Source organism: Burkholderia gladioli (assembly GCF_000959725.1).
Taxonomy (GTDB): Bacteria; Pseudomonadota; Gammaproteobacteria; order Burkholderiales; family Burkholderiaceae; genus Burkholderia; species Burkholderia gladioli.
On record NZ_CP009322.1, the window covers coordinates 1,289,505 to 1,310,141 of the forward strand.

The following is a 20,637-nucleotide window of genomic DNA, read 5'->3' on the forward strand; positions in this document are numbered from 1 at the left end:
GCGGGCGCGCCAAGCCGTTCGGGGCGGCCGATCCGGTATCCAGATCCGACCCCCGTCGAACGGCACGCGCTCCCAAGGACCTGCCCCAAGCCATTCCGTGTCATCCGCCGTCGCCTCTCCACCGCCTTACGCGTTCTACTACCTCGACAACTTCGAGCGTGCGCTCGGCTGGCTCGCCGAACGCTACGACGACCTGTTCGACATCGCCGAGCGCGCCTTCCTGCGCGATTTCGCGGCCTTGCCGCGCCCCTCGCGCGCGCTGCTGGTGCGCATGCTGATGCGCAGCGGGCCGTATTTCCGCCAGAGCAAGCTGAATTACCAGGAGATCGGCGCGACTGCGGCGGCGGCCGAGCCGCTGGTGACGCTGGGCTGGCTCGACGCGGCGCCGCTGCTGACGCTCGACGGCGTATTCGCGCTGGCCACGCGGCCCGAGCTGGCGCAGCGCTTCCCGGCGCCCAGGGGCGCGCGCAAGGGCGACTGGCTGGAGGCACTGCGCGAGCAACACGAGGCCGAGCAGCCCTTCGAGGCCTGGCTGCCGGCCACCGGCGATCGCGTGTTCGAGGTTCGGATCGACGCATTGTGCGACCGGCTGCGGCTGATGTTCTTCGGCAACCTGCACCAGGACTGGTCCGAATTCGTGCTGGCCGACCTGGGCGTGTTCCAGTACGAGACGGTGGCCTTCGAGCCGTCCTCGCGCGCCTTCCAGCAGCGCGCCGACGTCGATGTCTACCTGGCCTTGTTCCTGTGCCGCGAGGCGCTCGGCGCCTGGCCCGAGGATCGGCCCCACGACGAGCTGACCCGCCACGTGAACGCGATCGACTGCGCGCAGGCCTGGCTGGCGACGCGGCGCGCGAAGCTGCTGCACCAGATCGGCAATGCCTGCGAGCGGCGCGAGGACTGGGCCGGCGCGCTTGACGCCTATGGCGCCAGCGCCTGGCCCGGCAGCCGGCACCGGCGGGTGCGCGTGCTGGAGCGCTGCGGGCGCGACGCCGAGGCGCTGGCGCTGGCCGAGGCGGCTGCCGCCGGGCCCGAGAACGAGGAGGAGCGCCAGCGCATCGCGCGCATGCTGCCGCGGCTGCTGCGCCGCGCCGGGCGGCCCGTCGTGCGTCTCGCCGCGCTGGCGCCGGCCGCGCGCGAGACCCTGGTGCTGGCGATCCCGCAGGTCCCGCATTCGGTCGAGACGGCGGTCGGCGCGCACCTGAGCGGCGCCGGCGCGGTGGTCCATTACGTCGAGAACACGCTGATCAACTCGCTGTTCGGGCTGCTGTGCTGGGACGCCGTGTTCGCGGCCGTGCCCGGCGCCTTCTTCCACCCGTTCCAGCGCGGCCCGGCCGACCTGCACGCGCCCGATTTCCGCGCGCGCCGCGCGGCGGGTTTCGAGGCCTGCCTGGCCGAACTCGAGAGCGGCGCCTATCGCGACACGATCCGGCGCCGCTATCGCGAGAAAGCCGGGCTGCAGTCGCCCTTCGTGTTCTGGGGCGCGCTCGACGACGGCCTGCTGGCGCTGGCGCTCGACTGCATCGACGCGCGCCATCTGCGCCGCTGCTTCGAACGCCTGCTCGACGACCCGCGCGGCAACCGCTCGGGGCTGCCGGACCTGATACGCTTCTGGCCGGCCGAGCGCCGCTACGAGCTGATCGAGGTGAAGGGTCCCGGCGACCGCCTCCAGGACAACCAGATCCGCTGGCTCGACTACTGCGTGGCGCACGGCGTGCCGGTGCGCGTGATCGATGTCGAGTGGGCGGATGCCGAAGCGGAGCCGGGCGCATGAGCTACACCGTCGCGGTGCGCGCGATGTGCGAGTTCACCGCCAAGAGCGGCGATCTCGACCTGCGCTTCACGCCCGCGCCCTCGTCGCAGGAGGGCATCATCGGCCACGGCATCGTCACCTCGCGCCGTGACGACGGTTACGAGCGCGAGATCGCGCTGGCCGGCGAGCATGGCGAGGTGGCGGTGCGCGGGCGCGCCGACGGCTACGATCCGGTGCTGAACCGCCTCGAGGAGATCAAGACCTATCGCGGCGACCTGAACCGCATGCCGGCCAACCATCGCGCGCTGCACTGGGCGCAGGCGCGCGTCTACGGGCATCTGCTCTGCAAGATGCGCGACCTCGCGAACCTGACCGTGGCGCTGGTCTATTTCGATGTCGATTCGCATCGCGAGTCGGTGTTGACCGAGACGCACAGCGCCGACTCGCTGCGCGACTGGTTCGAGTCGCAGTGCGAGCGCTTCGCCGCGTTCGCGGCCAGCGAGGCCGCGCATCGCGAGGCGCGCGACGCGGCGCTGCGCGTGCTGCCGTTCCCGCATGGCAGCTTTCGCAGCGGCCAGCGCGCGCTGGCGGCCGACGTCTATCGCGCCGCGCGCGACGGCCGCGCCTTGCTGGCCCAGGCGCCGACCGGGATCGGCAAGACCGTCGGCACGCTGTTCCCGATGCTGCGCGCCTGCGGCGATGGTTATCTCGACCGCGTGCTGTTCCTGACCGCCAAGACGCCGGGGCGCGCGTTGGCGCTCGATGCGCTGGCCTTGCTGCGCGCCGCGCACGAGGGCGCGGCGGCGGGCTCTCCTGTCGGTGGTGCCTCCGCGTCGGCGGCTGCATCGACGGCTGATTCACCGCCTGGCGGCGCGTCATCCGAAGCCTCGGCCGATTTGCCGTCTGAAGCGTCGTCATCCGAAGCCTCGGCCGATTTGCCGTCTGAGGCGTCGTCGCCCGAAGCCCCAGCCGACCCGTCGTCCGAGGCAGCGCAGCCCGAATCCTCGCCCAATGCGCAGGCCGAGGCGGCGCCTTCCGCCGCCGTGCCCGGTGCAGCGCCGCTGCCGCTGCGCACGCTCGAACTGGTGGCGCGCGAGAAGTCCTGCGAGTATCCGGACCGCGCCTGCCACGGCGAATCCTGCCCGCTCGCGCGCGGCTTCTACGACCGGCTGGGCGGCGCGCGCGCCCAGGCGCTGGCGCTGCGCACGCTGGATCGCGCGACGGTGCGCGAGGTGGCGCTGGCGCACCAGGTCTGCCCTTATTACCTGGCGCAGGAGCTGGCGCGCTGGAGCGACGTGATCGTCGGCGACTACAACTACTACTACGACGGCAGCGCGCTGCTGCACTCGCTGGCGGTGCAAAACCAGTGGCGGATCGGCGTGCTGGTGGACGAGGCGCACAACCTGCTCGACCGCGCGCGCGGCATGTACAGCGCGACGCTCGACCAGTTCGTGCTGGCCGACGCCAAGCGTCACGCGCCGCCCACCCTGGCCGCGCCGCTGGAGAAGCTGAACCGCGAGTGGAACGCGCTCAACCGCGAGCAGGAAGCCGCCTATCTGGTGATGGACACGGTGCCTTCGGCGCTGCTGCTGGCCGCGCAGCGCTTCATCGGGCGCGTCAGCGAGGTGATGGCGGATGCGCCGCTGTCGATCGAGCCGAACGTGCTGCAGTTCGCCTTCGACGCGATGCACTTCGTCAACCTGGCCGAGCAGTTCGACACGCATTCGATCTTCGACGTCACGCGTGTCGAGGGCGAGGCGGCGCGCCAGCGTGGCTCGCGCGGCGGGCGCGCGAAATCGGTGCTGTGCGTGCGCAACGTGATCCCGGCCGATTTCCTCGCGCCGCGCCATGCGCTGGCGCGCGCCACCGTGCTGTTCTCGGGCACGCTGACGCCGTTCCATTTCTACCTCGACACGCTCGGCCTGCCCGAGGCGACTCCGGCGCTCGACGTCGAAGGGCCGTTCCGCGCCGCGCAGCTCAAGGTGACCGTGGCCGGGCACGTGTCGACGCGCTGGCGCGACCGCGAGCGTTCGCTGGCGCCGATCGTCGAGCTGATCGCCAGGCAATATGCCGAGCGACCCGGCAACTACCTCGGCTTCCTGAGTAGCTTCGACTACCTGCGCCGCATCGTCGAGCTGATCCGCGAGACCCATCCCGAACTGCCGGTCTGGATGCAGGAGCGCGGCATGGACGAGGCCGCGCGCGACGCCTTCCTGGCGCGTTTCCGGGAAGGCGGGCAGGGCATCGGTTTCGCGGTGCTGGGCGGCGCGTTCGCCGAGGGCATCGATTTGGTGGGCGACAAGCTGATCGGCGCCTTCATCGCCACGCTGGGGCTGCCGCAGGTCAACGAGGTCAACGAGCAGATGCGGCGCGCGCTGGAGGCGCGCTTCGGCAGCGGCTACGACTACATGTACCTGTTCCCGGGCATGCAGAAGGTGGTGCAGGCAGCCGGCCGCGTGATCCGCACCGAGCACGACGAGGGCGTGGTGCACCTGATCGACGATCGCTACCGGCGCCGCGAGGTGCAGCGGCTGCTGCCGCGCTGGTGGCGGGTGGAGTGACGATCGCCGGAGGCCCGCCCGGGCTCAGGCCGCCTGCTTGCGATCCGCCGAGGCCGATGCGGCGCCCGCGGCCGGCGTCCCCACCTTCCAGACGAAGGGCGGCTCGGTGCCGTTGACCGAGCGATCGCCCACGATGCGCGCCTTGTAGACCACCGGATTGTGCGAGGACACCGTGCGCGCGTTGCGCCAGTGACGGTCGAGATCGGTCGCCTCGCGCGTGGCCGAGGCACCCAGCGCGTTGAACAGATGGGTGGTCGCGCGCAGCACCAGCTCGGTCACCACCACCTGCCCCTGGGCCGATTCGAGCTCGGCGGCGAGGTTGGCGGCATGTTCCCCGGCGCTGTCCGAACCGTCGTGCAATGCATAGGCGAGTTGCGCCGGCTCGGCCGCGCGCAGCGCGATCGCCTCGGCGGCATAGGCCCAGGACGCCACCTCGCCGACCACCTGCAGGATCTGCGGATCGTCGCCGGCGCGCGTGCCGTTGCCGTGGCTGTAGACGCGCCGCCGCTCGCGCACCAGCCGCGCGGCGTCCTGCTCGGCCGCGTGCGCGATGCCGGCCAGCGTGGCCAGGTGGAACAACTGGTAGAAGGCGGTCTGGTAGCGGAAGCGCCGCGAGAATTCGACCAGCCCGTGCGGATCGACGCGCGCCGCCTGGAAGCGCGTGGTGCCGCTGCCGGTGGTGCGCTGGCCGAAGCCGTCCCAGTCGTCGACCAGGCTCACGCCGGGCTGGGCCGTGGCCACCGCCGCGATCACCGGGCTCAGGTCGTCGGCGCGCTGCGCGTAGACGTCGATCCAGTCGGCGAACAGGCTGCCCGTCGTATAGAACTTCTCGCCGTCGACCACCCATTCGCCATCGCGTCGCGAGACCTTGGTGCCGGCCTCGCCGAGCGCCGCCTCGCCGATCTCGCTCCAGGCATTGCCGACCAGCTGGCCGTCGACGAAGCGCGCCAGCCAGGTGTCGCGGGCCTCGCCGGGCTCGGCGTTGAGCCAGTCCTCGACGAAGGCGAAATGGCCGCGCAGCGCTTGCGGCAGGTTCGAATCGGCGGCACCCAGCTCGATCAGCAGGCGGAACAGTTGCGGGATCGAGGCGCCGGCGCCGCCGGCCTCGGCCGGCACGCGAATCGCGCCGAAGCCGGCCTGCTTGAGCCAGCGGATCGGTTCGACCGGCAGCTCGCGCCGGCGGTCGCGCGCCACGGCGCCTTCGGCGATGCGCGCGAAGATCGGCCGGAAGCGCGCGGCCAGCGTCTCGTAGTCGGTGCCGGTGGACAGCGCGGGAGGGGCGGTGCGGGACATGGGGCTTTCCTTGCGGGTGGACCAAGCCCGATTTATACGAAGCCGCGCGCGGCGCTGGCAACCAAGCAGTTCGGGGATCGATATTCCGGGCAAGGGAAAAGCGTCGGCCAGGGACCCGGCGCGGGCTCCGGGATGGATGCCGCCGTCGCGCCCACCCCGGCGGCAAGCGCCCGTTCAGCCGCGGCGTTGCACGGCCGGATCGGCCAGCAACTCGCCGAGCGTGCGGATCGCGCGCTCCAGCTCGTCCGACCAGGGATGGCCGAAGTTCAGGCGGATGAAGTTGGCGAAGGCATGCGAGGCCGAGAAGATCGGCCCCGGCGCGAGCCCGACGCCACGCGCGAGCGCCCGCGCGTGCAGGGCCATCGCGTCGATCTCCTTGGGCAGCTCGATCCACACGAAGTAACCGCCTTGTGGGCGGGTCCAGCGCACCTCGCGCGGCAACCAGCGCGCGATCGCGCGCGCCAGCGCTTCCAACTGGGCGGCCAGCGCCGCGCGCAGCCGGCGCAGATGGCGGTCGTAGCCGCCGTGTTCGAGATAGTCGGCCAGGCCCGCCTGCACCGGGATGCTGGCCGAGATGGTGGTCATCAGCTTGAGGCGCTGCACGCGCGCCGCGTAGCGGCCCGCCGCCGCCCAGCCGATCCGGTAGCCCGGCGCCAGCGTCTTCGAGAAGGAACTGCAGTGCATCACCAGGCCATGGCGGTCGAAGGCGCGCGCCGGCAGCGGCGCGCGGGAGCCGAAATGCAGCTCGCCATAGACGTCGTCCTCGATCAGCGGCACCTGGTGGCGCGCCAGCAGCTCGACCAGGGCGCGCTTGCGCGCATCGGCCAGCAGCGCGCCGGTCGGATTCTGGAAGCTGGTCATGAACCAGCAGGCGCGGATCGGATGGCGCGCCAGCGCCTCGGCCAGCGCGTCGAGGTCGAGGCCGCGTTCGGGATCGACGGGGATCTCCACCGCGCGCAGGTCGAGCCGCTCGATCGCCTGCAGGGCCGCGTAGAAACCCGGCGCCTCGACCGCCACCACGTCGCCCGGCCGCGTGACCGCCATCAGGCACAGGTTCAGCGCCTCCAGCGCGCCGTTGGTGACCACGATCTCGTCGTGGGGCTGGGCGATGCCCAGGCCCAGGTAGCGCAGCGCGATCTGGCGGCGCAGCGCCTCGTTGCCGGGCGGCAGGTCGACCACCGTGCTCCACGGGTCCAGCTCGCGCGCGGCCGTCGCCAGCGATTTCGCCAGGCGCGGCAGCGGGAACAGTTGCGGGGCGGGGAAGGCCGAGCCGAGCGGGGCGATGTCGGGGCGCTTGACGGCGTCCAGCACCGAGAACACCAGTTCGCTGATGTCGACGCGGGTGGAGGGCGCATGCGCGCGGGCGTCGTCGCCGGCACCGGCCTGGGGCCCGGCCGTGGCGGCGGAGCGGGCCGCAGCCGCCGCCAGGCGCGCACCCGGCGCGACGTAGTAGCCCGAGCGCTCCTGGGCGCGGATCAAGCCCCATTCCTCGAGCAGGTAGTAGGCGCGGAACACGGTCGACTGGCTCACGCCGTGCTGGGCGATGATCTGGCGCAGCGAGGGCAGGCGCGCGCCGACCGCCACGTTGCCCGAGCGGATCTCGTCGGCGAGCGCTTGCGCGAGCGCCTCGTAGCGCGTGGTCGCGGCGCTCGGGCCGGCGCGGCGGCTCATCGGGAACGGGCGCGCTGGAGGCAGGGCGCGGGCAGGCGGGGCATGGCGTGGAGGCGGAAACGTCGGTCGGCGCATTGTAGGGGATCGATCGCCGATCGAACAACGCGGAATCGATCGAGGGGGGCCGCCGCGGGGCGCGACGTCGGGCTTGAAAGGGGACTCGGATCGGGGCGGCACGACGAACCAAGCCGGTCGCGAGTCGAGCCGGCGCGAACCGGATGTGGCCCGAACCAATCGCGGCTCGAACCAGGCATGGCGCCGAACGAGCACGGCCCGAACCAAGTGCAGCCAGAACCAAGCATGGCCCCAAGCAAGCACTGCCCCAAGCAAGCACCCCCAACTGCTCTCCGCCCTTGCGGCGCGGGCCGGCCGAACGCTATGCTGATCGCCCAAGCGCCGCCGGCCCGCCCGGCCCGATCGATCTTCCAGGGAGACACCTCCATGCCGTTTTCCGCCGGTTCCTTCGACGCGGTCACGGCCGCGCTGCTCCCTGCGGTCGCGCCCTCGCGCGTGCTCGATATCGGCTGCGGCGCCGGCAAGTACGGGCGGATGGTGCGCGCGGCGCTGCCCGGGGCGCGGCTCGAAGGCGTCGAGATCGAGCCGTCCTATGTCGAAAAGTACGGCCTCGACCGGCTCTACCACCCGCTGCACCTGATGAGCGCCACCGAGATCCCGGCGCGCATGGTCGACGAGATGTTCGACCTGACCATCATCGGCGACTGCATCGAGCACCTGCCGAAATCGGCCGGCCTCGACCTGCTCAACTTCCTGACCTATCGCTCGGCCTACACCGTGATCGTGCTGCCCGAGGCGGCGATCCAGAATTCGGTCGACAACGTGCTGTCCGAGGCGCATGTCTCGGTCTGGTCGGAGCGCGACTTCGGCTGGCACGACAACTGGGCCTGGGCCCAGGTCTGGCAGATGCAGTATTTCATCCTGCGCGGCTACGCGCCCGCCCGCATCAGCCTGGCCGACCTGGTCGCGACGCTGCATGCGCGCCAGTTCGTGCTCGAATACGACTGGGTGCGCGCGCCGCTGGCCTTCACCCACGTCAACCACACCAAGCTGGTGCCGACCGAAGACGGACGCAGCGTCTACTGGCGGCAGCAATAGCCGCGAGGCCGGCCGCGTCTCGACAGGCGGCGATGCTTCTCCGCGCCGGCTGCCGGCGGCGAGCTCGCCGGCCGGCCTTCCCAGCGCAGCCCATTTCCATTTCAGGTTTAATCGCTTGGTCGCGCCGATGCGCGGCACTAGCATGGCGCATCGGCTCTCATCGCGCCGCCTGCCGCGCCTCGCGCGCGCCCGGCGGCTTCAACGACTCCATGGAGGACAGGCAGATGGCAAGGCGTTCACTCGGCAACTCGGAGATCCAGGTCTCGCCCATCGCGTTCGGCGGCAACGTGTTCGGCTGGACGGCCGACGAAGCCACCTCGTTTTCGCTGCTCGACGCGCTCGCGGACCACGGCATCAACTTCATCGACACCGCCGACGTCTACTCGGCCTGGGTGCCGGGCAACCAGGGCGGCGACTCGGAAACCATCATCGGCAAGTGGCTCAAGCGCAGCGGCAAGCGCGACAGCGTGGTGATCGCCACCAAGGTCGGGCTGCTCGAGGCGCGCGCGGGGCTGTCGCGCGAGAACATCCTGAAGGCGGCCGACGATTCGCTGCGCCGCTTGCAGACCGATTACATCGACCTCTATTTCTCGCATCGCGACCTGGCCGACACGGCCTCGCTGGAGGAGACGCTGGGCGCCTATCGCAGCCTGGTGGAGGCGGGCAAGGTGCGCATCATCGGCGCCTCGAACTACAGCGGCGCGCGGCTGCGCGAGGCGGCCGAGATCAGTCGTCGCGACGGCCTGCCGGCCTACCAGGTGTTCCAGCCCGAGTACAACCTGTACGACCGCGCCGAGTACGAGAGCGATCTCGAGCCGGTGGTGAAGGAGCTGGGCCTGGGCGTGATCAACTACTACGCGCTGGCCAGCGGCTTCTTGAGCGGCAAGTATCGTTCCGAGGCCGATTTCGGCAAGAGCCAGCGCGGCTCGCGCGTCGAGAAGTACCTGAACCCGCGCGGCCTGCGGATCCTCGAGGCGCTCGACGCGGTGGCCGGGCGGCATCGCTCGACGCCGGCCTCGGTCGCGCTGGCCTGGCAGATCGCGCGGCCGAGCATCACCGCGCCGATCGCCAGCGCCACCTCGCTCGAACAACTGAAGGCGCTCGGCGAGGCGATCCGCCTCGAACTGAGCGCCGCCGACGTGCGCGAGCTCGACGAGGCCAGCGCCCCGGCCTGAGCCGCCGAGGCCGATCCTCATCCGCCGTGGCCGGCCCGCATGCGCTCGCATGGGGCCGGCGCGGTGTCTTTCCCGGCGCTTCAGCCGCCCGTTCTCGAGTCCGGCCCGGGCACGGGAACTGCTCGTCGCCCACCCGAACATCGCGCATCGGGCAAGGCTCGCGAGCCGGTCATTCGTCAGCTTTATCGCCGACGATGCGCGCGGAGTTGCATGCGCAACCATCCCGTCATCTGGATGTTTCCCAGGCGAGCATCTCGAATCACGCGAGGATCGGTCAGCCCGCCACGATGGCGATATGTCCTTGGCTATTTTTTACCGATCGCCATGAATGATTTATCGAATGCCGGCTGAAATGATTCATTCGAAATCGTTGAATTGCAGAGACCAATCATTTCATTCGCGTCGATACCGGCGCTACGCGCCACCGTACCGGGATTCGCGGATTCGGCGACGACCTGCTCGGCAATCACGCAGCATCCATCGCGTTCGGCAAGTACCGGACAACATTGTGTCGTCACTGTGACGCTTTCCGGCAAATGGATTTGCCAGCATTCGTTATTTGGCTAGAATCGCCGTATTCAAAAAAAGGGCGGTCCAGTGGCGCCATGCCATGACCTTGTGGTTTGCCCGCTTGCCGATCGACGCACTGGAAATCGATGACGAGACGCCGCCTGTTCGATAAGCGGGAGCCAGACTCCCGCAATGACGACGCCGATACGAGACACGCCCGAGCCGCACGGATGGCGCGCATCATGCGCCGCTGGTTCGGCGTGGCCGCGTTGCTGGCGTCGGGCCTGGCGAGCGCGCCTGCCGCGCTGGCTGCCGACGATGCACCGGCGGCCCAGGCCGCCGCGCCCGCGGCATCCGTTCCCGCCGCCTCGCCGCTGAAGTCCGCCGCGCAACCGTCCTTCGCGCTCTATTACGGCAAGCAGCCTCCCGTCGAACTGCTGTCCGCCTACGACGCGGCGGTGGTCGAGCCCGACAGCGGCTTCGATCCGCTCGCGCATCCGCTGCCACACACCACCTGGTTCGCCTACGCCAGCGTCGGCGAGGTGCTGCCCTCGCGCGACTATTACGCGAGCATCCCGAAGAGCTGGTTCGCCGGCAGCAATGCCGCCTGGGCCTCGCGCGTGATCGACCAGGGCCAGCCCGACTGGCCGGCCTTCTTCGTCGATCACGTGATCCGCCCGCTGTGGGAGAAGGGCTATCGCGGCTTCTTTCTCGACACGCTCGATTCCTACCAGCTCGCCGCCACCACCGACGAGGCGCGTGCGCGCCAGCAGGCCGGGCTGGTCGCCGTGATCCGCGCGATCCGCGCGCGTTATCCGGCCGCGAAGCTGATCCTCAACCGCGGTTTCGAGATCCTCCCGCAGGTGCACGACCAGGTCTACGCGGTCGCCTTCGAATCGCTCTATCACGGCTGGAACCAGGCCCAGCAGCGCTACGTGGCGGTGCCGCAGGCCGATCGCGACTGGCTGCTCGGCCAGGCCAGGACGATCCGCTCGCAATACGGCCTGCCGGTGATCTCGATCGACTACTGCGCGCCCGGCGATCGCGCCTGCTCGCGCGACGCGATCGAGCGGATCCGCGGCGACGGCCTGGTGCCCTATGTGACCGACGGGGCGCTGGCCACCATGGGCGTGGGCGCGGTCGAGCCGCTCAAGCGCCGCATCCTGGTGCTGCAGGACCCGCCCGCGCGCACCGACCTGAACGTCTCGCCGGGCGTGCGCTATCTGGCCATGCCGCTCAACTATCTCGGCTACCAGGTCGACTACGTGGACGCGCGCGGGGAACTGCCGGGCGGCGCCTTGTCGGACCGCTACGCCGGCATCGTGCTCTGGCTCAACAACGACGTGCCGCGCGGCGCCGCCTATCGTGCCTGGCTCGAGGCGCAGGTCGACGCGCACATGCCGATCGCCGTGTTCACCTCGTTCGGCACGCCGATGGACGTGCAGCTCGCGCGCAAGCTCGACCTGACCATGGTGGACGGCGCGCCGGCCAAGGGCCGCCTCGAGGTGGAGAACTACGACCCGCGGCTGATGGGCTTCGAGATGAAGCCGATGCCCGATCCGCGCGACTACACGGCGGTGCGGGCCGGTGCGCACAGCCGCTCGCTGCTGCGGCTACGCTCGGGCGCCTTCGAGATCGACGGCGCGGCGCTCACGCCCTGGGGCGGTTATGTGATGCGGCCGTTCGGCGTCTACTCGCTGGGCGCCGTCAACCAGTCGCGCTGGGTCACCCAGCCGCTCGAATTCCTGCGCGCCGCGCTGCGCCTGCCGGCCGACATGCCGGTGCCCGACACCACCACCGAGAACGGCCGCCGCCTGCTGATGTCGCATATCGACGGCGACGGTTTCGCCTCGCGCTCCGAATATTCGACCGCGGCCATGCCCAACGCCCCGGCCACGCCGCTGTATTCCGGCGACGAGCTGTACCGGCTGCTGCGCGATTCGGGCATGCCGACCACGGTTTCGCTGATCGAGGGCGAGGTGAGCGACGAGGGCCCGTATCGCGCCTTCGCCGCGCATCTGCGCGGGATCGGCCGCAAGCTCTTCGAGCTGCCGAACGTCGAGGTGGCCACCCATACCTACACGCACCCGCTGCAATGGATGCGCGTGACGGGGCTGGGCGTGTCCGACGACGACGCGCCGGCCGAGGGCGGTGGCACCGCGAGTGCGAGCGGGCTGTCGATCGACATCCCCGGCTACCGCTTCAGCATCGACCGCGAGGTGGGTGGCTCGATCTCCTATATCGACCGCGAGATCGCGCCGGCCGCCAAGCCGGTGAAGATGGTGCTGTGGAGCGGCGACTGCCAGGTGCCCGCGCCGGTGCTGAAGGCGGCCTACCGCGCCGGGGTGCTGAACATGAACGGCGGCGACACGCTGATCACCAAAAGCTACCCGAGCTGGACCGCGATCGCGCCGCTGGGCGTGATGAAGGACGGCTACTACCAGGTGTTCGCGCCGAACCAGAACGAGGAGCTCTACACCGACCTCTGGCACGGCCCGTTCTACGGCTTCACGCGCGTGCTGGAAACCTTCGCGATGACCGACGCGCCGATCCGCTTCAAGCCGATGGACATCTACTACCACATGTTCTCGGGCACCAAGCTGGCCTCGATGAAGGCGCTCGAGACCATCTTCAAGGCGGTGCTGGCGCAGCCGGTCACGCCGGTGTTCTCGTCCGATTACGCGCGCAAGGTGCTCGACTCGCTGGACATGAGCATCGCGCGCGACGGCGATGCCTGGGTGATCCGCGATGCCGGCCGCCTGCGCACGGTGCGCCTGCCGGCTGGCAAGGTGCCGGACCTGCGCGGTGCCACCGGCGTGGCCGGCTACGCGCCGGGCCCGGGCGGCACCTACGTGCACCTGAGCGGCAGCCAGGCGCGCTTCGGCGTGATCGACGTCGCCCAGGCGCCGCGCATCCCCTACCTGGCCGACGCGAACGGCTCGATCGAGAACTTCGAACGCAACGCGCGCGGTTTCTCCTTCGACCTGCATTCGCTGATCGCGCCGCAGTTCCGCCTGGCCAATGCCGGCGCCTGCCGAGTCACCCGCCATCCGCTTGCTTCCACCCCTTCGAGCCTGCATGTTGACGTCGCCTGCGACATCTGAGCGCCAGCGGTTCTTTCCGCTGCCCGTGGTGCTGGTCCTCGGCGTGCTGATCGGCGCGCTGCTGCTGCTCGCCTATCCGCGCAGCAAGCTCGACGTGCGCGTGCTGGCCGGCACCGACAGCCTGTCGATCGCCTACCTGGAAGCCTGGCTGCGCATCGAGCCGAACAATGCCGAGGTGCAGGCGGTGCTCACTCGCGCCTACCTGCGCGGCGGGCGCAGCGCCGACGTGGCGCGCATGCTCGACCGGCTCGATGCCGCGCGGGACGCGTCGGCGCGCCAGAACGCGCTGGCGATCCGCATCTCGATCGCGCAGCGCAAGCTCTACGCGCTCAAGCCCGACGATCCGGCGCGCCCGGCACGGATCCGCGAACTCGACGCGCTGCTTGCGCAGGCGGTGGACCGCCCCTGGGACCTGGAGGCGCTCGGCGCCCTGGCGAGCCAGGCGCGCGGGCTCGGCGACAACGCGCTGGCCGGCCGCTATTACGCGCGGCTCGCGCAGCAGGATCCGGCGCATGCCGATGCCTGGCTCGCCGAGCTGGCGGCCACCCGGCTCGGCGGCCAGGACTATCGCGCGGCCGCCGATGCCTGGTTCGCGCTGCAGGCGCGCGCCGCCACCCGGGCGGCGCGGCGCGATGCCTTCATCGCCGGCGTCAAGGCGCTGCAGTCGGGCAACGACATGGGCGGCGCGATGGCCGCCGCGCAGGCGCACCTGGGCGATCTCGGCGACGATCCCGACACGCTGCGCTTCCTGTCGAACGTGGCGCTCGCGGCGGGGCGGCCCGATCTGGCCGCGCAGTATGTGAAGCGCTTGCTGCAGGTGCTCGGCGATGCCGGTGCGCAATCCGGCGCGATGCGTCTCGCGAGCCTGCGCCTCGATGGCGCCATGGGCAGGGCGCTTACGGTTCAGCGCTCGGGCGATAGCGCCGGCCCGGCGGCCGTGCACGCCGGCGGCACCGAGCACGACCAGCCGCTGATCGCCCATCGCAACGACCAGGGTCTGTGGCTGCGCGCGGCCTGGCTGCCGGCCGTGAAGCGCCGCGCGCTGCCGTTTCGCGACGCGGCGGCGCGTTCGGGCGAGGGCGTGCAACGGCTGCGGATCGCCTCGACCACCGCCTCGGCCTCGAGCGCGGATGGCAAGGTGGTGACGGGGCCGATCTCGGGTAGCGCGCCGGTTTCGGCGAACGCGCCCGCCGCGCCAGCGGACTCGGCCAGCACCACGCTCACGCCAGCCGTGCCGGTTTCGCCGCCTTCCGCCGCGGCGACCGACGCAGCCCCGAAGCAGAAGGCCGGCGATGCCGATTTCGCGCTGGCCTATCGCGTGTTCCTGGCCGCCGGCGATGTGGCCAGCGCCGAGCGCGTCGCGAACCAGGCGCTCGAGCGCGACCCCGGTGCCGCGAGCTGGCGCGAACGGCTCGCCCAGGTGGCGGAATGGAACCACCATCCCGACGTGGCGCTGGCCAACTATCTCGCGCTCGCGCAATCGCGCGGCGACGCCCATGCCTGGCAGCAGGTGGCGCGGCTCGCGCCGGGCCTGAACGACCAGCGCGCGATGCTGGCGCTGACCCTGCACCAGGCCGATACCAGCCCCGGCGACATCAAGCGGCTCGACGCGGTGGTCAACGCCTACGAGCTGAACGGCGACCCCGACGGCGCGCTGCGTTTCCTGCAGGCGCGCTTCAAGGGCCCGCTCGGGCGGCTCGCGCGCGAGCGCTACGCCACCGAAGCCGAGCGCAAGGGCGACGACGACCTGGCCCTGCGCAGCTGGCAGGACCTGGAGCGCGACTACGGCCCGAACGCCGGCTACGCGCTGAAGATCGCCACCATGCTCTACACGCGCACCCGCTTCGACGCGGCGCTGGCCGCGATGAACGAGGGCAAGCGCGGCGCCACGCCGGCCGACCAGGATTTCTGGCGCTTCTACGCGCTGCTCGGCACCACGACCCAGCAGCAGCACGACACGGGCGCCGGTTATCGCGAACTGCTGGCCAGCGGCAAGGCCGGCCGCGACGACCTCGAGGCGATGATCGGCTTCTACGACGACACCCCGATCGACGCGGCGCGCCTGGCCGAATACGGCTACCGGCAGACCGGCAACGTGCGGATGCTGACCCAGGCGATCTACTACTACGAGCGCGCCCACGCGCGCGGCCGCATCGCGCCCTTGCTGGCCTCGTTGAGCGCGGAGCAACTGGCGGCGGCCGAGCAGTCGGCGCCGTTCCTGCTGGCGCGCGCCCAGTACGAGCGCGACGCGGGCCGCCAGCAGGACGTGGCGCGCGACGTGCAGCGCGCGCTGGCGATCGCGCCCGACAGCACCGAGGCGCAGGTCACCTGGCTCTGGTACCTGAACGATCGCGGCACCGAGGCGCAGTTGCGCGACACGATGAGCCGCTACGGCGCCCATGCCGAGAGCGACGCGCCGCTGTGGCCGCCGATGATCGCGGCCGCGCTGCGGCTCGGCGACGGCCGCATGGCGCTGCATTACCTGCGCAAGCAGGCCGACGCGAACCGCCAGGATCCGCTCTGGCGCCTGACCTTCGCCGATGCGCTCGAGCTCGAGGGCCGCGCCGACGATGCCTGGCAGTTGCGCAAGTCGACCTGGGTCGAGCTGGCGCGGCGCCGCCGCGACCCGAACGCGGCGCCGTTGCCCGAAGCCGAGCGCGAGGACCTGGCCGGCCGTTTCGTTTCGTTGACCACCCAGTTCGCCAACGGCGACCAGTCGCGCGCGGTGCTGATCGCGATGCTGCGCGCCGACGCGGCCGGCGACGGCGCCGGCGACGATGGCAATGGCGGGCCGGGCGGCGCGGCCTATCCGTCGCAACTCGGCGATTTCGCCATGCTGCCGCCGCTCAAGCAGCAGGCGATCCGGCGCGAGCAGCGCGTGGTCTCGGCGATCGCGCGCGAGGCCGCCGTCTCCTGGGCGCAGGCCCAGCAGGAACCCGATCTCGAACATGCGTGGCTGACCAAATTGTTCATCGATCGCAACACTCGACCGGTCTATGCCGAGGCGCAGCTGGCGATCGACGAGGGCGACGTCGATACGCTGAACCGCCTGCTCGACACGCTGCCGGACCTGATCCCGCGCCAGAACCGCGTCGACGCCCAGGCCCTGACGGGGCGCCTGACCGACGCGCAGTCGACGGCCTACCAGTCGCTGATCGCCACCCCGCACGACGACGTGATGCAGCAGCAGTTGCGCGACAACCTGATGAAGAGCGCGCAGTCGGTCGATGTCTCGACGCGCTACAGCAACCAGGGCGCGCTGCGCTACAACGAGCAGAGCGCCTCGGTGGGCGCGCGGCTGACGCCCTCGCAGAGCGTGCGCCTCACTTACCGCCAGCGCGAGCAGTCGAGCGACGCGGCCACGCTGCCGCACATCCCGAGCCAGGACCGCGTGCTCAGCGCGATGTACCGCCACCAGGGCCAGGACGACCAGGAAACGCTGACGGTGGGCCGCCGCGAGGCGCTGCGCGATATCACCACCGCGCGCGTCGACGGCCGGGCGCGCCTGAACTCGAAGCTCACCCTGAGCTACGCGGTCGGCTACAACCAGGACGCGACCGAAACCACGCAATTGATGGTGGCCGGCGTCAAGGACCTGGCCTCGGTGGGCTTGAGCTACCAGTTCGATCCGCACTGGTTCGGCAGCGGCCGCTACGAATACTCGCGCTTCCACGGCCAGGACCGCACCTACTTCGGCGACGGCCACCTGCTGGAGCTGAGCGCCGGCTACAAGATCAAGGCCGACTATCCCGACTACACGATCCGCGCGGTCTTCACGCACGGGCAGTACAGCAACGCCGGCGGCGTGCCGGGCGCGCGGCTGGCGGCGATCCTGCCGGCCGGCACGCCGCCCACCGCGGCCGCCTTCATGCCGCAGACCTTCACGCAGGGCGCGCTGCTGTTCTCGTTCGGCGACGACCTGCCGGAAACCTATTCGAAGGGCTGGCGGCCGATGTTCTCGGCCGGCCCGGTGCGCGACTCGCGCGCGGGCTGGACCGGGCAGGTCGAACTGGGGCTCGCCGGCAGCGTGTTCGGCGGCGACCAGGCCTTGCTGTACGGGCTGTATCAAGGGGCATCGTCGAACAGTTCGACGTCCGTGAAGGAAATCGGCGCGCGGTACCGCTGGCTGTATTGAACGCAATCTGAGGAGAAACGCATGAACACGAAGCACGCATCGCGGCACCTGCGGGCCGTCGCGCTGGCCGGCGCGGTCACGCTCGCGGCGGCCGCGCTGGGCGGCTGCGCGGTGCTCGACCAGAGCGCGGCGATTCCCGCCGCCAAGGGCGAGACCTGGACCGTCCTGCCGATCGCCAACCACACCGAGACGCCGCAGGCCGGCCAGCGCGCCGGCTCGATCGCGCAGAGCCTGCTGCGCACCTTCGGCTACCAGAACCTGGTGGCCTACCCGGGCGGCGGCGACGACGAGACCCTGTTCGACCCGGCCAAGTCCGATGCGCAGCAAAACGCGCTGAACTGGGCGCGCCAGCAGAACATCCACTACGCGCTGACCGGCTCGGTCAACGAGTGGCGCTACAAGGTCGGCGTGGACGGCGAGCCGGCCGTCGGCCTGAGCTTCGACGTGATCGACGTGCAGACCGGCAAGGTGGTCTGGACCGGCACCGGCAGCCGTACCGGCTGGAGCCGCGACGCGCTGTCGGGCGTGGCGCAGAAGCTCGAGCGCGAGCTGCTCGCGCCGCTCGGCCGCTGAGCCTCCATGGGTTCGTGGGCGAGGGCGGGGCGGTGATGAAACCGATATCGACATCGATCAGGCGGTGGGCATGAATACCCAGGCAACCGGGCCGGACCCGGGCGAGTCGCGCGCGGCGCCGCGGTCGCGAACCGTGCGCGCGACCGGCGCGGCGGCATGGTGGAGCACGCTGATCGCGCCGCCCGAGGGCAGCGCGCGGCGGCGCACCGTCGCGCTGCTCGAGACGCTCGGCTTCACGCTGATCGCGATCGGCCTGTGCCGTGCCTTCTCGGCCGACGATCCGCTGCTGATCCACAGCGGCTTCGGGTGGATCTGGCTGGTGCCGGTGGTGGTCTCGCTGCGCTACGGCTCGGTGGCGGGGCTGGTATCGGGCTTCGTGCTGCTGGCCGCCTGGTATCTGCTTTATCCGGCCGTGCCGGTGCCGGTCGTCACCGCGGTGGCGGCCGGCACCGGCGGCGCGAGCGCGGTGTTCACCGGCGACACGGTGCTGAGCCGGCCGTTCCCGGTCGGCTTCTTCTTCGGCGGCTTTTTCCTCACGCTGCTGACCGGCCAGTTCGGCGACATCTGGATGTCGCGGCTGCGGCAGAACCGGATCGCCAACGACTACCTGTCCGAGCGCCTGTCGATCCTGACGCGCAACCAGTTCATGCTGCGGCTCTCGCACGAGCGGCTCGAGCAGGACCTGCTGAGCCGCCCGGCGACGCTGCGCGATTCGCTGGCGCGGTTGCGCGCGGTGGTGTTCGAGCAGTTGCCGACGCCGGCCGAGCAGGGCGATCTCGCGCTGCGCGGCGCCCAGGCCTTCCTCGACGCGGCCGCGCAGGCGGTGCAGCTCGAGGTGGCCAGCGTGCACGCCTGGCGGCAGGGCGCGCCGGCGGCCGAGGCGGCCGCCTCGGTGGGCGGCGCCGGGCCGCTCGACGTGCACGATCCGCTGGTGCGCGAGGCGATCGAGACGCGCCGGCTGGTGCATGTCGACGCGCAGGCGCATGCCGGCGCCGCCGCGATCGGCAGCCGCTACCTGGCCTGCGTGCCGCTGCTCGACGTGAAGGGCGAGCCGGTGGGCGTGGTGGCGATCGAGCGCATGCCGTTCCTGGCGCTCACCCGCGACAACCTGCAGTTCCTGCTGGTGCTCTGCAGCTTCTACGCCGACGGCGTGCGCCATGCCGAGGTCTCGCACGAGATGCTGAGCGCCTTCCCGGCCTGCCCGCAGCGCTTCGCGCTCGACTACGCGCGGCTGGTGCACCTGCGCCGCGATTCGAAGGTGCTGTCCTCGGTGGTCACCCTGGTGTTCGACAACGACGAGCAGGGCGCCGCGCTCAGCGAGCACATCGTGCGCACGCGCCGCGCGCTCGATTCGCAGTGGGAGGTGATCGGCAGCAAGCGCCGCGCCGTGCTGACCCTGATGCCCTTGTCCGGCGCGAGCGGCGTGGACGGCTACCTGCTGCGCATCGAGGACAACCTGCGCGCGCAGTTCGGCGTCGATTTCGAGGCGGCCCACGTGGCGGTCTATTCGATGAACGTGCCGGCCAGCGAGCCGATACGCCCGCTGGTCAAGCTGATGGAGCATTGCGGTGTCGCCGGCTGAGCCGCGCCGGTCCGATCCGGCCAGCCCGCGCGCGCCGGCCGGCGACGCGCTCGGCGCGCTGCTGGCCGCGCTGACGCTGGCGCTCGGCATCGCGCTGCAGCTGCTGGCCTGCCTGCTGACGCTGCGCAGCCTGCCCGATCCGTCGGCGCAATGGCTGAGCGGCATGCCGGTCGATGCCGGCGCCGCGGCCGCGGCGGCCGAGGCCAATACGCGAGTCTTCGCGCTGTGCCTGCTGGTGCAGCTGCTGGCCGCGCTGTTCGCCGCCACCGGCAGCGCGCGGTTGCTGCCGCGCCGGCTCAGGCCCGTTACCTGGCGTGGCCTGCTGCTGCTCGGCTTTCTCGACTTCGCGGTGCCGCTGGGCGGCGTCCTCTGCACGCTCGGCGCCTTCGTGCTGTCGCGCGTGCTGCCGGCCAACCGCGCGAGCCTGGCCGTCAACACGGTGGAGGAGCCCGAATTCGCCGAGTACCTGATCGGCTCGGTGTCCTACGGCCGCGGCGCGCGGCTCAAGGCCGAGCTGCGCAATGCCGAGGCCAGTGTCGATTTCCGCATGACGGCGCTGCTCGCGATGCAGTCGCTGCCGGTGCGCACCGTCTCGCCGATCCTGCAGGAGATGCTGGCCGACCCGCTCGACGACATCCGCCTGCTGGCCTACGGCAGCCTGGAGAGCAAGGAGAAGGCCCTGACCCAGCGCATCACGGCCGAGCGCGCCGTGCTCGACGCGCCCGGCGGCGCGGCGCGCTCCGGCGTCGAGCGGGCCCGCTCGAACAAGGTGCTGGCCGAGTTGTACGGCGAGCTGATCTACCAGCAACTGGTGACGGGCGACGTCTACGACAACGCGATCTCGCAGGCCGAGCGCTACGCCGAGGCGGCGCTCGCGCTGATTCCCGAGGACGCGGCGCTGTGGCGGTTGCGCGGCCGGCTGGCGCTGCTGCGCCGCGACCTCGACGCGGCCGACGCGATGCTGCAGCGCGCGATCGACTGCGGCTTCCCGCGCGACCGGCTGCTGCCCTACCTGGCCGAGGCCGCCTACTGGCGCCGCGATTTCCCGCGCGTGCGCAGCCTGCTGGGCGCGATGGACCGGCATGCCGTCACGCCGACCCTGCAGGCCGCCCTCGATTTCTGGCAACCGGCCGCCACCGCCGCCGGCGCCCCCCGCGTATGAGTTCCACC

12 protein-coding genes are annotated in these 20,637 nt (G+C 71.2%); 9 read left to right on the forward strand and 3 right to left on the reverse strand.

Annotated features, from left to right (window positions below):
• The first annotated feature begins 97 nt into the window (after positions 1–97).
• Both BM43_RS06265 and BM43_RS06270 read left to right on the forward strand, forming a co-directional pair.
• A complete protein-coding gene (locus BM43_RS06265) occupies positions 98–1,771 on the forward strand; it encodes a VRR-NUC domain-containing protein (RefSeq protein ID WP_036056350.1) in 1,674 nt (557 codons plus the stop codon).
• A complete protein-coding gene (locus tag BM43_RS06270) occupies positions 1,768–4,311 on the forward strand; it encodes an ATP-dependent DNA helicase (protein ID WP_036056348.1) in 2,544 nt (847 codons plus the stop codon). Before BM43_RS06265 ends, BM43_RS06270 begins: the two co-directional genes overlap by 4 nt.
• Before the next feature lie 24 nt (positions 4,312–4,335).
• Here the strand turns inward: BM43_RS06270 and BM43_RS06275 are convergent, their stop codons facing one another.
• Both BM43_RS06275 and BM43_RS06280 read right to left on the reverse strand, forming a co-directional pair.
• Positions 4,336–5,604: an acyl-CoA dehydrogenase family protein gene (locus BM43_RS06275; RefSeq protein ID WP_036056347.1), complete on the reverse strand. Its 1,269-nt coding sequence runs from the start codon at positions 5,602–5,604 to the stop codon at positions 4,336–4,338.
• Positions 5,605–5,778: 174 nt separating this feature from the next.
• On the reverse strand, positions 5,779–7,275 hold the full coding sequence (locus BM43_RS06280; RefSeq protein WP_036056345.1) for an aminotransferase-like domain-containing protein: 1,497 nt from the start codon (positions 7,273–7,275) through the stop codon (positions 5,779–5,781).
• A 441-nt stretch (positions 7,276–7,716) separates the two neighbouring features.
• Here BM43_RS06280 and BM43_RS06285 point away from each other — a divergent pair, with 441 nt between their 5' ends.
• Positions 7,717–8,388 (forward strand): class I SAM-dependent methyltransferase, encoded by a 672-nt coding sequence (locus tag BM43_RS06285; protein ID WP_036056343.1) that lies wholly within the window; start codon positions 7,717–7,719, stop codon positions 8,386–8,388.
• A 224-nt stretch (positions 8,389–8,612) separates the two neighbouring features.
• Entirely contained in the window at positions 8,613–9,563 is a 951-nt protein-coding gene (locus BM43_RS06290) for an aldo/keto reductase (protein ID WP_025098931.1), read from the forward strand.
• 305 nt (positions 9,564–9,868) lie between these two features.
• Here BM43_RS06290 and BM43_RS41285 read toward each other — a convergent pair whose 3' ends face one another.
• Positions 9,869–10,033 carry a hypothetical protein gene (locus tag BM43_RS41285; protein ID WP_155296497.1) on the reverse strand — a complete coding sequence of 55 codons (165 nt, stop codon included), beginning with the start codon at positions 10,031–10,033 and terminating at the stop codon, positions 9,869–9,871.
• A gap of 270 nt (positions 10,034–10,303) precedes the next feature.
• On the opposite strand from BM43_RS41285, the gene BM43_RS06295 reads away from it, so the two are divergent.
• The 5 genes from BM43_RS06295 (at position 10,304) to BM43_RS06315 (ending at position 20,629) form a co-directional block, all read left to right on the forward strand.
• Positions 10,304–13,177 (forward strand): bifunctional glycoside hydrolase/polysaccharide deacetylase family protein, encoded by a 2,874-nt coding sequence (locus BM43_RS06295; protein WP_230676432.1) that lies wholly within the window; start codon positions 10,304–10,306, stop codon positions 13,175–13,177.
• Entirely contained in the window at positions 13,152–17,312 is a 4,161-nt protein-coding gene (locus BM43_RS06300; protein ID WP_036056340.1) for a tetratricopeptide repeat protein, read from the forward strand. Before BM43_RS06295 ends, BM43_RS06300 begins: the two co-directional genes overlap by 26 nt.
• A 21-nt stretch (positions 17,313–17,333) precedes the next feature.
• Positions 17,334–17,885: a DUF4136 domain-containing protein gene (locus BM43_RS06305; protein ID WP_036056338.1), complete on the forward strand. Its 552-nt coding sequence runs from the start codon at positions 17,334–17,336 to the stop codon at positions 17,883–17,885.
• A 70-nt stretch (positions 17,886–17,955) separates the two neighbouring features.
• Positions 17,956–19,467 carry a PelD GGDEF domain-containing protein gene (locus BM43_RS06310; protein WP_036056336.1) on the forward strand — a complete coding sequence of 504 codons (1,512 nt, stop codon included), beginning with the start codon at positions 17,956–17,958 and terminating at the stop codon, positions 19,465–19,467.
• On the forward strand, positions 19,454–20,629 hold the full coding sequence (locus BM43_RS06315) for a hypothetical protein (RefSeq protein ID WP_036056334.1): 1,176 nt from the start codon (positions 19,454–19,456) through the stop codon (positions 20,627–20,629). Before BM43_RS06310 ends, BM43_RS06315 begins: the two co-directional genes overlap by 14 nt.
• Positions 20,630–20,637 lie beyond the last annotated feature (8 nt).

Bases quoted from the DNA above. Each gene is read 5' to 3' on its own strand.
- BM43_RS06300 (WP_036056340.1), top strand. From the start codon at position 13,152: ATGTTGACGTCGCCTGCGACATCTGAGCGCCAGCGGTTCTTTCCGCTG.
- BM43_RS06280 (WP_036056345.1), bottom strand. From the start codon at position 7,275: ATGAGCCGCCGCGCCGGCCCGAGCGCCGCGACCACGCGCTACGAGGCG.
- BM43_RS06275 (WP_036056347.1), bottom strand. From the start codon at position 5,604: ATGTCCCGCACCGCCCCTCCCGCGCTGTCCACCGGCACCGACTACGAG.
- BM43_RS06285 (WP_036056343.1), top strand. From the start codon at position 7,717: ATGCCGTTTTCCGCCGGTTCCTTCGACGCGGTCACGGCCGCGCTGCTC.
- BM43_RS06290 (WP_025098931.1), top strand. From the start codon at position 8,613: ATGGCAAGGCGTTCACTCGGCAACTCGGAGATCCAGGTCTCGCCCATC.
- BM43_RS06310 (WP_036056336.1), top strand. From the start codon at position 17,956: ATGAATACCCAGGCAACCGGGCCGGACCCGGGCGAGTCGCGCGCGGCG.
- BM43_RS06295 (WP_230676432.1), top strand. From the start codon at position 10,304: ATGGCGCGCATCATGCGCCGCTGGTTCGGCGTGGCCGCGTTGCTGGCG.
- BM43_RS06305 (WP_036056338.1), top strand. From the start codon at position 17,334: ATGAACACGAAGCACGCATCGCGGCACCTGCGGGCCGTCGCGCTGGCC.
- BM43_RS06270 (WP_036056348.1), top strand. From the start codon at position 1,768: ATGAGCTACACCGTCGCGGTGCGCGCGATGTGCGAGTTCACCGCCAAG.